16 protein-coding genes and 2 riboswitches are annotated in these 13,173 nt (G+C 44.9%); of the genes, 13 read left to right on the top strand and 3 right to left on the bottom strand.

Annotation, left to right across the window (positions count from 1 at the left end):
• The first annotated feature begins 57 nt into the window (after positions 1-57).
• The 9 genes from AU387_RS15260 to AU387_RS15220 all read left to right on the top strand — a co-directional run bounded on the left by AU387_RS15260 (position 58) and on the right by AU387_RS15220 (position 7,059).
• Positions 58-789 (top strand): DUF421 domain-containing protein, encoded by a 732-nt coding sequence (locus AU387_RS15260; RefSeq protein WP_044156192.1) that lies wholly within the window; start codon positions 58-60, stop codon positions 787-789.
• A gap of 112 nt (positions 790-901) precedes the next feature.
• The gene (locus AU387_RS15255) at positions 902-1,429 is read left to right on the top strand and encodes a DinB family protein (protein WP_044156190.1); all 528 of its coding nucleotides are present in this window, start codon (positions 902-904) and stop codon (positions 1,427-1,429) included.
• Positions 1,419-1,934 carry a GNAT family N-acetyltransferase gene (locus AU387_RS15250; RefSeq protein ID WP_044156189.1) on the top strand — a complete coding sequence of 172 codons (516 nt, stop codon included), beginning with the start codon at positions 1,419-1,421 and terminating at the stop codon, positions 1,932-1,934. Before AU387_RS15255 ends, AU387_RS15250 begins: the two co-directional genes overlap by 11 nt.
• A gap of 32 nt (positions 1,935-1,966) precedes the next feature.
• Positions 1,967-2,079, top strand: a riboswitch (guanidine-I (ykkC/yxkD leader).
• A gap of 82 nt (positions 2,080-2,161) precedes the next feature.
• The gene (locus tag AU387_RS15245) at positions 2,162-2,500 is read left to right on the top strand and encodes a DMT family transporter (RefSeq protein ID WP_059336086.1); all 339 of its coding nucleotides are present in this window, start codon (positions 2,162-2,164) and stop codon (positions 2,498-2,500) included.
• Positions 2,500-2,817 carry a DMT family transporter gene (locus AU387_RS15240; RefSeq protein ID WP_024121116.1) on the top strand — a complete coding sequence of 106 codons (318 nt, stop codon included), beginning with the start codon at positions 2,500-2,502 and terminating at the stop codon, positions 2,815-2,817. The genes AU387_RS15245 and AU387_RS15240 overlap by 1 nt, the downstream gene beginning before the upstream one ends.
• Positions 2,818-2,887: 70 nt before the next feature.
• Positions 2,888-3,790, top strand: a complete 903-nt coding sequence (gene purU / locus AU387_RS15235; protein ID WP_059336085.1) for a formyltetrahydrofolate deformylase — start codon at positions 2,888-2,890, stop codon at positions 3,788-3,790.
• Between the two features lie 360 nt (positions 3,791-4,150).
• A complete protein-coding gene (proB, locus tag AU387_RS15230; RefSeq protein ID WP_059292919.1) occupies positions 4,151-5,248 on the top strand; it encodes a glutamate 5-kinase in 1,098 nt (365 codons plus the stop codon).
• An 11-nt stretch (positions 5,249-5,259) separates the two neighbouring features.
• Positions 5,260-6,507, top strand: coding sequence for a glutamate-5-semialdehyde dehydrogenase (proA, locus tag AU387_RS15225; RefSeq protein ID WP_044156182.1), 1,248 nt, complete (start codon positions 5,260-5,262; stop codon positions 6,505-6,507).
• A gap of 126 nt (positions 6,508-6,633) precedes the next feature.
• Positions 6,634-7,059 (top strand): organic hydroperoxide resistance protein, encoded by a 426-nt coding sequence (locus AU387_RS15220; RefSeq protein WP_059336084.1) that lies wholly within the window; start codon positions 6,634-6,636, stop codon positions 7,057-7,059.
• A gap of 29 nt (positions 7,060-7,088) precedes the next feature.
• On the opposite strand, the gene ohrR is transcribed toward AU387_RS15220, so the two are convergent.
• On the bottom strand, positions 7,089-7,532 hold the full coding sequence (ohrR, locus tag AU387_RS15215) for an organic hydroperoxide resistance transcriptional regulator OhrR (RefSeq protein ID WP_059336083.1): 444 nt from the start codon (positions 7,530-7,532) through the stop codon (positions 7,089-7,091).
• 143 nt (positions 7,533-7,675) lie between these two features.
• Between ohrR and ohrB the strand changes: the two genes are divergently transcribed.
• From ohrB to AU387_RS22250, 3 genes are all read left to right on the top strand, one after another.
• Positions 7,676-8,086 (top strand): organic hydroperoxide resistance protein OhrB, encoded by a 411-nt coding sequence (gene ohrB / locus AU387_RS15210; protein WP_024121122.1) that lies wholly within the window; start codon positions 7,676-7,678, stop codon positions 8,084-8,086.
• Between the two features lie 119 nt (positions 8,087-8,205).
• A complete protein-coding gene (locus tag AU387_RS15205) occupies positions 8,206-9,042 on the top strand; it encodes a glycosyltransferase family 2 protein (RefSeq protein ID WP_232460787.1) in 837 nt (278 codons plus the stop codon).
• A 90-nt stretch (positions 9,043-9,132) separates the two neighbouring features.
• Positions 9,133-9,246: a hypothetical protein gene (locus tag AU387_RS22250; RefSeq protein WP_255204641.1), complete on the top strand. Its 114-nt coding sequence runs from the start codon at positions 9,133-9,135 to the stop codon at positions 9,244-9,246.
• A 31-nt stretch (positions 9,247-9,277) separates the two neighbouring features.
• On the opposite strand, the gene guaD is transcribed toward AU387_RS22250, so the two are convergent.
• Entirely contained in the window at positions 9,278-9,748 is a 471-nt protein-coding gene (gene guaD / locus AU387_RS15200; protein WP_059292917.1) for a guanine deaminase, read from the bottom strand.
• Between the two features lie 129 nt (positions 9,749-9,877).
• Between guaD and AU387_RS15195 the strand changes: the two genes are divergently transcribed.
• A complete protein-coding gene (locus tag AU387_RS15195) occupies positions 9,878-10,504 on the top strand; it encodes a histidine phosphatase family protein (protein WP_059336492.1) in 627 nt (208 codons plus the stop codon).
• A 36-nt stretch (positions 10,505-10,540) separates the two neighbouring features.
• Here the strand turns inward: AU387_RS15195 and metE are convergent, their stop codons facing one another.
• Positions 10,541-12,829, bottom strand: a complete 2,289-nt coding sequence (gene metE / locus AU387_RS15190) for a 5-methyltetrahydropteroyltriglutamate--homocysteine S-methyltransferase (RefSeq protein WP_059336082.1) — start codon at positions 12,827-12,829, stop codon at positions 10,541-10,543.
• Between the two features lie 128 nt (positions 12,830-12,957).
• Positions 12,958-13,113, bottom strand: a riboswitch (SAM riboswitch).
• Positions 13,114-13,173: the final 60 nt, after the last annotated feature.

Genomic DNA, 13,173 nt, shown 5'->3' with positions numbered 1-13,173 from the left:
TTTCAGTTACAGGGAACAATATATTCATTATGACTAGCGGATGGAGGGCAATGATCAGTGTTATGGATGGTATGGGCATTTTTATTCAAGCCTGTTATCGTGTTTTCGATTGCATATATTTTGTTTCGGCTTGCCGGAAAAAAAGCCGTGTCACAAATGAACAATTTTGATTTGCTTTTGACCTTCGCAATCGGAACCATTATCAGTGAGCCAATCCTCACATCCAAGCTGCCGATGTCTATTTATTACGCAGGCGCCTTTTTATTGCTTTATCTTCTGATGAGCAAGCTTGCTCTTTCTAATAAGTGGAGATGGCTGCTGGTGGTCAGTCCGACAGTGTTAATCCGGAACGGGGATATCGATGAGCGTGGACTCAAAAAAGAGAGGCTGACCGTCAATGAGCTGCTCGGAAAACTGAGAGAAAAGGGCTATGCTGATCCGGCTGATATTGATCTTGCCATCATTGAAGAAACGGGAGAAGTAAGCGTGATCCCGACAGAAGAAGCGAGAGCAGTGCAGGTGCGGGATTTGAATATAGAGGCTGAACGGAACTTTATCCCGATACCCCTCATATTGGACGGCGAGATCCTTGATCACAATTTGAAGTACCTTCAAAAAAACCGAAGCTGGCTGTTTGAAAAGCTTAAGGAAAAAGGACACAGCCCAAAACAGCTGTCTTTGGTCACGCTCGGCACGTTAAATGACCGCGGTGACATCTCACTCGATTTGAATACATCCAACGATGCGCACCATGATCCGTATTTGTACAAGCCTGGAAATAACAATTAAATGTGCTGCCGACATTCTTTGGCGCTTTTTTGATAGATTAGATTGTGCCTTCTGCAAAGGAAATGTCCCCCCTTACGTCAAAATGTACACATAGGTAAGGAGGGAATGGAACATGAGGGACTTATTCATTAGAAAAGACATGGCGCCGACAGTCAGTCTGCTGTATTCCGCAGTGGAAGAAAACAGCCTCCGTCTGGCATCCATTGTGAGCCGCATGACTCACAGAGAGCTATATTATAAGGGGTGCTGTCAAACAAAAAACAGCACGGCACAGCTGCTGCAGCATATCGCAAATGTTGATATCAGATGGGTGTGGCGCATAAAGGAGAATCGGGTCCCTGAACATATTGAAGACATTTACGGCCCGATGACAGATGAAAGCGGACGATTGCCTGAACCAAAGAATCAGCCGGGGTTAGAAGAACTTTTGACAAGACATCAACATGTCGTAAACGAGCTGAAATCGGTATGTAAGACCTTGACCGAGAGCGATTTGCATCAAACACTTTCTTACGAGGGTGACAAGGCAACAGTAAGATGGGGGATATGGCATATGGCGGACCATAATCGCTATCATCAAGCCCATATTGAAGCCCTTAAAAAAGAATGGAAGCAGGATATGATCAAAAATGGACGCTGAAACGAAGCTTGTGACCGAACGGATTCGTTTGCGCTGTATGGAGGACCGGGATCAAGAATCTTTACTTGAGCTTTTCAGCGACCCTGAAGTGATGAAATATTATTCCGGTTTAAAAGATAAACGGCAAACCCGCGAGTGGATCGCTTGGAACAAAAGAAATGAAAAAGGGTACCGGGTCAGTCTCTGGATCGCCGAAGACATACAGACGGGGGATTTTTTAGGCCAATGCGGAATCGTGCCTCAGCAAACCGAAAATGAAACGGCAATGGAAATCGGCTATATGTTTGCCCGCCGGCACTGGGGAAACGGCTATGCGCAAGAAGCGGCCAAAGCCTGCCTGGACTATGGTTTCAAGGAGCGGCAGTACGGCAAAATTGCAGCTTTGATTGACCCGGATAACAAAGCGTCTTTACGGGTGGCAGAGAAAATCGGCATGCTTTACAGCCGGATGATCAGAAAATGGAATAAACCGATCGCTGTGTATGAAAGAAAATCTTACAATTGAAGACAGCGTCGAGGTGTAGTATCATAAGACCAGATAAAGTTTTCTAGGGTTCCGCATGTTCATTGACATGGACTGGTCCGAGAGAAAACACATATGCGCATCATAACAGCGCATATGCACACGGAGGGAAAAAAGCCCGGGAGAGTCAAGCTCATTATGAGTCGACTGTCCGGGGTTTTTTTGTTTTCGGAGAATTTTATTGCATAGATAGAAAGGAATGATGTGATATGAAATGGGGATTGGTTGTGTTAGCCGCCGTATTTGAGGTTGTTTGGGTTGTGGGCTTAAAGCATGCTGACTCAGTCTTAACATGGAGCGGCACTGCCGTCGGTATCATAGTTAGCTTTTATTTGTTAATGAAGGCGACAGCCAGCCTGCCGGTCGGTACCGTATACGCCGTCTTTACAGGTCTTGGCACAGCAGGAACGGTGATGAGTGAAATGTTTCTGTTTCACGAACCGGTCGGATTGCCGAAGCTTTTGTTAATCGGCGTGCTCTTAATCGGTGTGATCGGATTGAAGCTTGTAACACAGGATGAGGCTGAAGAAAAAGGAGGCGAGGCATAATGCTTCATTGGATCAGTTTATTAGGCGCGGGATTTTTGGAAATGGCAGGCGTCGCACTTATGAATCAATTTGCGAAAGAAAAAAGCCCCAAATGGGTAGTGCTGATCATTATCGGTTTTGCCGCCTCATTTTCCTTATTATCATTTGCTATGGAAACCATTCCGATGGGCACCGCTTACGCCGTTTGGACAGGAATCGGCACCGCGGGCGGGGCGCTTATCGGCATTCTCTTTTACAATGAGCCGAAAGACGCCAAACGGATCTTCTTTATCGCTTTAATCTTGTGCTCGGCCGTCGGTTTAAAAATTCTGTCATAAATTGATTTTTATCAAATCTTCAGTATAATGGATAATTAGTTTAGACTTACAAAGATAAGAGGGATTATTCATGAAATCATATATGACCCAGCGGTTAAATGAATACCGTGACGGAAATGAAGATAAAGGGCGCCTCTTGGTCAGCTGTCCTGATCAGCCGGGTATTGTTGCTGCCGTTTCTGCGTTTTTATTAGAACATGGCGCCAATATTATTGAATCCAATCAATATACGACAGATCCTGAAGGCGGGCGTTTTTTCCTGAGAATTGACTTCGACTGTGAGGGCATTCAGGAGAAAAAAGAAAAACTCCAGGACGCGTTTTCGTCTATTGCGAATACATTCGACATGACGTGGAGCTTAACGATGGCCAGCGAGCTGAAGCGTGTCGCTATTTTTGTATCAAAGGAGCTTCATTGTCTGCATGAGCTCATTTGGGAATGGCAAACAGGCAATCTCATGGCGGAAATCGCGGTTGTCATCAGCAACCATGAAGATGCGAGAGACCTTGTTGAACCGCTGAACATTCCATTCCACTATTTAAAAGCGAACAAAGATATCAGAGCGGAAGTTGAGAAACAGCAGCTTGAACTGCTGGAGCAATATGATATTGATGTGATCGTTCTTGCTCGCTACATGCAGATCTTAACGCCTGATTTTGTGTCGGCTCATCCGAATCGAATCATCAATATCCACCATTCCTTCCTGCCTGCTTTTATCGGTGCCAATCCGTATAAACGGGCTTATGAGCGGGGGGTCAAATTGATTGGCGCAACTTCTCACTATGTCACAAATGACCTTGATGAAGGGCCGATCATTGAACAGGACATTGAGCGTGTTGACCACCGCGACAATGCCGACGCGCTGAAAAATATCGGCAGAACGATTGAACGCAGCGTTCTTGCCCGCGCTGTGAAATGGCACCTGGAAGACCGCGTCATCGTTCACGAAAATAAAACCATTGTCTTTAACTAGACTGCCAGACGCCCGCGCAATGCGGGTTTTTTGATGTGGAAAAAACCTTGACAAGAGGCTTTTTTCTTTGCATAATATAAAAAAATCATTGAGCGTTGAAGAGGATTAGTAAGCAGACCTTTCTGTGACAGAGAGCAAAATGAGTGGCTGAAACATTTTGCCGCATGAAACCTGCCGAACCTGCCTTGGAGTCTTAGGGGGAAAACCTAGGCGCATAACCTGGCGTTACAGGGAAGCGGAACGTGCTGAAGTGCGTTCAAACAAGGTGGTACCACGGAAACCCATTTCGTCCTTATTAATGAGGATGAAATGGGTTTTTTTATTGTAAGTTGGCTGGCGAAGAGCCGCGGAGGAGAATAAATGAAAAAACAAAGAATAGTAGTGAAGATAGGAAGCAGTTCGCTTACAAATAGCAAAGGAAGCATTGATGAGGTAAAAATCAGAGAACACGTTCAGGCAATTTCTCTTTTGAAAAAAGCGGGGCATGAAATGATTTTGATTACCTCGGGAGCGGTAGCGGCGGGGTTTTCCAGTCTCGGTTATCCGTCCCGTCCTGTTACCCTCAAGGGAAAGCAGGCGGCAGCCGCGGTCGGACAAACACTGTTAATGCAGCAATACATGAATCAATTTAAACAATACTCACTTACCCCGGGTCAAATCCTTTTGACGAGAAATGATTTTTCGAAGAGAGAGCGGTATCGAAACGCGTATGCAACGATTATGGAATTGCTGGAGCGCGGTGTTATCCCGGTTATTAATGAAAATGATTCTACGTCTGTTGAAGAATTGACTTTTGGCGACAATGATATGCTCTCTGCTTTGGTCAGCGGATTAATTCATGCAGACCAGCTCATGATCCTGACTGACATTAACGGGCTGTATGATGCCAATCCAAATGAAAATCCCGATGCGAAACGATTTGATTATTTGCCGGAGATCACCCCTGAATTGCTGGGATACGCGGGTTCAGCCGGATCAAAGGTCGGCACGGGCGGTATGAAATCAAAGCTGTTAGCTGCACAAACCGCACTGTCTCTTGGGGTCAAAGTGTTCATCGGAACAGGCAGCGGCGAACAAAAGCTGGCGGATATTTTAGACGGCAGGGGAGATGGGACTTATATCGGCAACAAGGAGCTATCCTCAGTCAACAATACGAGACAATGGATTCAATTCCACTCGCCGATATCAGGGGAAATCGTCATTGACGCGGGTGCCGAAGAGGCGATGGTTCATAACGGAAGCAGTCTTTTACCGGCTGGCGTAGTGGGCGTGAACGGGAGCTTTCCAAAAGGGGCTGTCGTGGAAGTCCGGGGACCGGGCGGTGTGATCGGCAAAGGCCAGACCCATTATTCATCTGAGGAGATTATGGAGGCAAAAGGCAAACGAAGCAATGAGCTTGATTTTGACAAAACGTTTGAGGTCATTCACAGGAATGACTGGGTCAACTTAAAAGACTAGGGGGCGGAAAAATGAGTGAAGTTTCTGTAAAAGCGAAGCTGGCAAAAGAAGCAGCAGCTGAAATGATGATGAAAACAACGGCTGAAAAAAATGAGGCGCTCAGTCTTATTGCAAATGGACTCCGTAAAGAATTGGATTTTCTCTTATCGGAAAATGCAAAAGACATTGAGAACGGAAAAGCAAATGGGTTAACACCCGATGTCATTGACCGTCTCACGCTGGATGAGAAACGCATACGCGACATCGCGGACGCGGTAGAGCTATTGATTGATCTGGCTGACCCAGTCGGCGAATCTCTTGAAACAATTGAAAAAGAGAACGGCCTGTTTATTGAAAAAATCCGTGTGCCGCTCGGTGTTGCCGGAATGATTTACGAGGCGAGGCCAAACGTCACAGTTGATGCGGCTACCCTTTGCCTGAAAACAGGAAATGCGGTTGTCCTGCGGGGGAGCTCCTCGGCCATTCACAGCAACAAAGCACTCGTCAGTGTTATTCACAGAGCGCTTGAGCAATCAGCGCTTCCAATCAACGCTGTGCAGCTGATTGAGGATACGAGCAGAGAGACAGCAAAAGAACTCTTTACGTTAAATGACGGATTGGATGTATTGATTCCGCGCGGAGGAAAAAAACTGATCGATCTCGTTGTAAGAGAATCAACAGTCCCGGTATTAGAAACCGGAGCCGGCAACTGTCATATTTTCATAGATGAAACGGCAAATCAGCAAATGGCTGAAAAGATTGTCATAAACGCCAAAACGCAGCGCCCTTCCGTGTGCAACGCGATTGAATCACTGCTGATCCACAAAGCATGGGCAGAGCAGCACGGAAAAGAATTGCTGACGCAGCTGGAAAAAGCGGGAGTCGAAATCCGCGGCGATGAATTCGTATGCGGGCTTCATTCTTCAAGCAAACAGGCGTCAGAAGAAGATTGGGGAACGGAATACTTAGGGCCTGTCATCAGTGTAAAGACGGTTGAAAGTGTACAGGAAGCCGTGCAGCATATCCAGAAATACGGCACTAATCATTCTGAAGCCATTTTAACTGAAAACGATCTGCATGCGGCTTACTTTCAAACGGCTGTAGACGCCGCCGCGGTCTATCATAACGCGTCGACCCGTTTTACCGATGGCTTTGAATTTGGCTACGGAGCAGAAATCGGCATCAGTACACAAAAGCTTCATGCAAGAGGACCGATGGGGCTTCCTGCATTAACTTCTACAAAATATATCATTAAAGGAACAGGACAAATTCGCGAATAGCACGATGTATTCTCTAAAAAGCTTATCTCTAAAAGGAGGTAAGCTTTTTTTATGAATAAAAAATTGACACGGTAAATTTAATTGTGTACAATTTAATTGTGTAAAACAAAAGAGGAGGAATACAATATGAGTCAGCCATTATTTACAGCATCCGTTTCAGCGATAGGAGGAAGAGAAGGTAAAATTATTTCCTCAGACCGCGTTCTCGAGCTCGATGTCGCAATGCCGGGAACACCGAGAGCTAAGAAATTAGAAAAAGCGACAAATCCGGAGCAGCTGTTTGCCGCAGGTTACGCAGCTTGCTTTGACAGCGCACTTCAGCTTGTAGCAAGAACAGAACGAGTGAAAGTGGAGACCGAGGTTACAGCGCATGTCAGCCTGCTAAAGGATGAAGCAGATCAAGGCTACAAACTGGATGTGACGCTGCAGGTGAAAGGAAAAGGGGTCAGTGCATCAGAATTACAGGCACTTGTGCAAAAAGCGCACGGTGTCTGCCCTTATTCAAAAGCAACCTCCGGAAATATCGATGTCACATTGGAAGTCGCTGAATAAAAAATGAGGGTGCCTCACATAGGGCATCCTCATTTTTTTTGGTGCAGCGTTTCAAGCAATGTATATAGAGCCGATTTTAAGTGTTTCAATTCCTCATCGGACTGGCCTGAGAGTGCCAGAATCGTTCCCGGAATATCAGCCGCTTTTTCTTTTAATAACGTTCCGCTCTCTGTCAGGCTGATCATCACCAACCGCTCATCCTCTTCAGATCTTTTTCTTATAATCAATTCCTGCTGCTCCATCCGTTTCAGCATCGGTGTCAGCGTTCCGGAATCCAAATACAGAAGCTCACCCATTGTTTTGACGGAAAGTGTTTCGTGTTCCCACAATAAAAGCAAAGCCAAATATTGAGGGTATGTCACATTCAGCTTTTCAAGCAGCGGCTTGTACTGCTTTGTCATCTCCCGCGAACTCGCATAAAGCAAAAAACAAAGCTGATTCTCCAATTTCATATGGTCAAATTCATTTTCCATCTGTGTTCACCAACTCTTTCTGACATTACATACTATTGTAGCTGAAAAACATCACTTTTCCTATTCTCGGCAAACAAAACATGTTTAAAAAGATTTGTATGGGAAATATAACAACTAAAGACAAATAAGGAGGCTGAAAACAAATGGCACTATTTACAGCAAAAGCCACCGCTCGCGGCGGACGTGCAGGACATATTCAATCAGATGACGGGGTACTCGATTTTGACATTGTCATGCCCAATGCAAAAAAAGAAGGACAAACCGGAACAAACCCGGAACAGCTCTTTGCTGCAGGCTATGCAGCATGCTTTGGCGGCGCGCTTGAACACGTGGCCAAAGAACAAAATATTGACATTGATTCAGAAATAGAAGGACAGGTCAGCCTCATGAAGGATGAAAGTGACGGCGGCTTTAAAATCGGAGTCACACTTGTCGTCAATACAAAGGGATTGGATCGGGATAAAGCCCAAGAGCTTGTCGAGGCTGCTCATGAATTTTGTCCTTATTCAAAAGCAACAAGAGGAAATGTTGATGTGAAATTAGAATTAAAATAATTTGCAGCATCCTGAGAGTTCTCAGGATGTTTTTTTGATATGAACGGATTGGTTATGATCTTTTCGGAGTGTGAATACATGTAGTATAGGTGGATTCAGACTAGAGAAAAGGTGAGCGAATGAAAAGACCGAAGCTGTCAGTTTGTATGATTGTCAAAAATGAAGAACGTCATATTGTCCGCTGTTTAGAAAGCGTGCAGCATATTGCTGATGAAATCATTGTCGTTGATACCGGATCAAACGATCAAACAGTAGAAATTTGCAGAAGTTTTCATGCTCAGGTCTATCATCATCAATGGACACAGGATTATTCGCAGGCAAGAAACATCAGTTTACAGCATGCCAAGGGTGAGTGGATTTTGATTTTGGATGCAGATGAAGAGTTAGACGTGGATACGGGAAGCTTGCTGCGTTCACTGCTGAATGACTGCAGGCAGCCCCTTGGTTATGTAAAGGTTATAAACTACACGGGAAAGCAATGGGATGAAAACGAAGCATTTGAACAAATGCAGATCAGACTGATACGGAATCAGCGGAAGATAACGTTTAAGGGAAGAATTTGCGAAAAGCCCGTGGGTGAGGAGGCAAGCAGCGCCTTCTCTCTCCCTTGTGTTATTCACCATTACGGCTATCTGGAGCAGGAGGCAAAGTGTAAGCATAAACGTAATTTAAGCATATTGAATACAGAATTATTGACGTCATATGACGACCCGCTTCTCATTTATCAGAAAGCAGCTGAGTACGACAGAGGCGGCGAACAGAGCAAAGCCATCCGCCTGGCAATGAAGTGCATAAATGAATGTAACAGCAAAAAGCAAATTCCTCCAGCGGTTTTATATTATATCAAGTTTAAACTCTTCATTGATTCTGAACGGTATGAAGAAGCTGAGCGGGATATTGATGAAGCACTGCGGCATTATCCGGATTACAGCCCCTTTACTACTACAAAGGAATAATGATGTATCAGCTTAAAAAAGTCAGAGAAGCGATTACACATTTGAATCCTGTCTGCAAACGCAAGGTGAAATTTTCGACCCCTTTGCTGGCTGGGCGTCTGCCACGCTGAATTGCATCAATATATGACAGCAGTTTTATATTTGCAAAAAGCGCTGAAAGCAAACCCGAGGTGTACTCAGGCACAGCAGCTGCTCAGTGAATGAACAAAGGATCAGGCCGCACATGCCTGATCCTTTAATATTCTTTTTTATGGTCAACATCCCGCCATGCTTGAAACGGAGATAAATGCTCCGCGAGAGTCACGTGATAAAAGGGGATCGTTCTTTCTTCAGCAGGTTTATCAATTTCTTCATAAATGAATGAATCATCAAAACCGGCTTCAGCAGCATCTGTATGCTCAGCAGCATAGTAAACGGCTTTCGGCCGAGCCCAGTAGATGGCGCCTAAGCACATGGGGCAAGGCTCGCAGCTCGTATACAACATGCAGTCATCCAGCTGGTATGTCCCAAGCGCTTTACAGGCGTTTCGAATAGCAGTTACTTCCGCATGGGCAGTCGGATCATTGTTTGTAGTAACGTTGTTCTGTCCTTCGGCTATAATGGCCCCGTCCTTCACGATAACGGCTCCGAAAGGCCCGCCAATTCCAGCATTCACTCCTTCACGAGCAAGCTCGACAGCCCGCTTTAAAAACGCTTCATGATTCATCCCATACCCTCCCAGTCGATCGAATGATATAAGTATAGCCGAAAAGAAGTGCAAAAAACATTCTCAAAAAAATGAAAGATAAACAAAATATTTGGGGGATTTGCTAAGATGAAAAAAGGGGGGGAGCATATGCTGCATTTGTATATTGCCAGGCATGGACAGACACATTGGAACGTAGAAAAAAGGATGCAGGGCTGGCTGGATTCTGGTGTAACAGAACTTGGGCTGTACAATGCCCGCGCTCTTGGAGAACGGCTGAAGGATATTGAATTCAATCAGGTTTACATCAGCCCGAGTAAGCGGACAGAAGAGACGGCAAAAGCTATATTGGGATCGCGCCGCCTGCCGCTGGTGAAAGATCGTATATTCAGAGAAATGTCGCTGGGGCCATGGGAAGGGAAAAAACAAGAGGATATTGAAAGAGACGAACCTGATCTTTTTCATGCTTATTTTCATCATCCTGAAGCATATCGCCAGCCGGGATGTGAAACGTTTTTTGACCTCGAAAGCAGGGCACGGCTGGCTCTCCAATCGATTTTAGACAGCCATTCTTCCGGGAATATTCTTCTGGTTACCCATTCTGTCTTTATATTAATGCTGTTAAATATCATAAAGGGAAGAGGCATTCATGACATATGGAATTCTGCTTACATACATGATACGTCTTTGAGCCTTTTGGCATTTGATAAAAACGGAACAGCCAAAATACTAAAAGAAGGGGATGGGGAGCATCGAAAACCGATTTCTGTTTTCTAAAAGAAAAACCATCTGCATTTGCAGATGGTTTTCGTATTATACAAGCTGTGTCTGCTTAGCTCTTGCCTGTTTCGCCGCTTCAACCATATTTTTTAAGGCTGCGACTGTTTCTTCCTGCTGTCTTGTTTTTAAACCGCAGTCAGGATTTACCCAGAAACGGTCAGTCGGACATACGGCAAGCGCATCAACGATAATGTTGTACATTTCTTCAGTTGACGGAACACGTGGACTGTGAATGTCATAAACACCAAGCCCAAGCCCTTTCAAATACGGATGCTCTTTTAAGTAATCCAAAAATCCTCCGTGGCTTCTGCTGTGTTCGATCGTAATGACATCAGCGTCAAGATCATTGATCGTATCGACGATGTCTTCAAAGTTGCTGTAGCACATATGTGTATGAATTTGTGTTTCATTTTTCACGGAAGAGGTTGTTAATCTGAATGCTTCGGCAGCCCAAGTCAAATACTCATCCCAATCACGGTTTTTTAACGGAAGGCCTTCACGCAGAGCTGGCTCATCGACTTGAATGATTTGAATGCCCGCCTCTTCAAGCGCTTTTACTTCTTTGCGGAGGGCGAGTCCGATTTGGAACGCGATTTCTTTTCTCGAGATATCGTTCCGAGGGAAAGACCAATTTAAAATCGTAACAGGACCTGTCAGCATTCCTTTTACATGCTTGGATGTTAACGATTGAGCGTATACAGTATCTTTCACTGTCATCGGTTCAATAAACTCTACATCTCCATAAATGACCGGCGGGCGTACACAGCGTGAACCGTATGATTGAACCCAGGCGTACTTCGTAAAGGCGAAGCCGGCCAGCTTTTCACCAAAGTATTCAACCATGTCTGTCCGTTCGAATTCACCGTGAACAAGAACATCAAGATCCAATTCCTCCTGAATATCAATCCATCTTTTCGTTTCCGCATTGATAAAGTTTTGGTATTGTTCATCAGACCACTCGTTTTTCCGCCATTTTTGGCGTGCACTGCGTACTTCAGCAGACTGCGGGAAGCTTCCGATTGTTGTTGTCGGCAAAAGCGGGAGTCCGAGAGATTCATTTTGCAGGGTTAAGCGTTCTTCAAACGGAATGGGGCGCTTGAAGTCTTTATCGCTTAATTGTTCCAGCTCTTGCTTTTGTTCAGAATTGGCTCCTGTTGCAAATTGTTTGAGCGCTTTGATGTCCGCTTTCGCTTGCTGAATTTGCTCACTGATGGCGGCTTTGCCTGATACTAAGCCTTCTTTTAAAGCTGTTAGCTCTGCCAGTTTTTCTTTCGCGTAGGACAATCCGTTCAGCAGATCCTGTTCCAAATGCTCATCTGGGTGTTTCGCTACCGGAACATGAAGCAGGCTGCTGGAAGGCTGAATCCACAATTCATCAACCTGTGCAATGCTGAGGATATGAAGCACGGCATCCAGGCGTTCTTCAAGATCCGCTTTCCAAATGTTGCGTCCGTCTATGACACCGGCTGCCAGCACTTTATCTTTCGGAAAGCCGTGTGTCTTAAGCTGTTCCAGGTTTCTGCCTTTATCATGAACGAAATCAAGCCCGATGCCCTGTACAGGATAAGAAATGAGCTCCTCATAAGCATCAACAGAATCGAAGTACGTTTGCAAAAGCACATTCAAGGAAGAAAGCTCATTTGTGATGCTCTCGAATAACTCTTTTACGCCGCGTACATCCTCAGCTGAAGCGGTGACAAGCGCAGGTTCATCAATTTGCACCCATTTTACGCCTTCTTCTTCAAGCTCTTTTAAAAGCTGTACATATAACGGCACGAGACGCTTTTGAATTGCTTCAGCTTCAGATGGCTCGTAGCCTTTTGCAAGCGTGACGAACGTATAAGGGCCGACGATAACAGGTTTTGTTTCAACGCCGTACTCCTGTTTGATTCGGCGATAATCTTCAAGCTGTTTGTTTCTTGTCAGGCGGAACTCTAGGCTCTCGTCATATTCAGGCACGATGTAATGGTAGTTTGTATTAAACCATTTTGTCATTTCACTTGATACGGCGTCTTTTATTCCGCGGGCGATGGCGAAGTATGTATCTGTACTGTCAGTCAGGTGTCTGAAGCGTTGCGGGATCCAGTTGAAACTGACCGCAGTGTCAAGAACATGATCATACTGTGTGAAATCAGAAACAGGCACAACATCAATCTGCTGGTCAATTTGCGTTTTCACTGCGGATAAGAATAATTCATCGATTTGCTTCAAAAACGTATCTTTATCGCTGTTTCCTTTCCAATACGCTTCAAGCGATTTTTTCCATTCTCTGTTCAGTCCGATTCTTGGAAATCCTAAATTCGATGTTTTGATTGTTGTCATTGTTTCTCCTCCTTTATATGTAAAACACTCTTGTTGACCCGCGGATACAGGCTGTTAAGAGGTTTTCTCACAACTAAAAAGCCTCTTTCCCATGAGAGAAAGAGGCTTTTTTGCAAAACACACAGCCTCTCTCATCTCTCAGAAATAATCTGATGGAATTAGCACCGTGCCTTAAGAGATATAAATCTCGGCGCGAAAATCAGTGCGCCCCATTTCACAATGGAATTACGGTCGGTTGCTGTTGGGGTCAAAAGGCCAATCCCTCGCCCAACTCTCGATAAGAGAAAATGTTATTAATTTTTTGAAAAGTTGAATCATTTGTTGGTAATCTTAACAGCAATTCA

The sequence above is a fragment of the Bacillus halotolerans genome, assembly GCF_001517105.1.
In the GTDB taxonomy this organism is placed as follows: domain Bacteria; phylum Bacillota; class Bacilli; order Bacillales; family Bacillaceae; genus Bacillus; species Bacillus halotolerans.
This window is presented reverse-complemented; position numbering and strand designations above follow the sequence as displayed.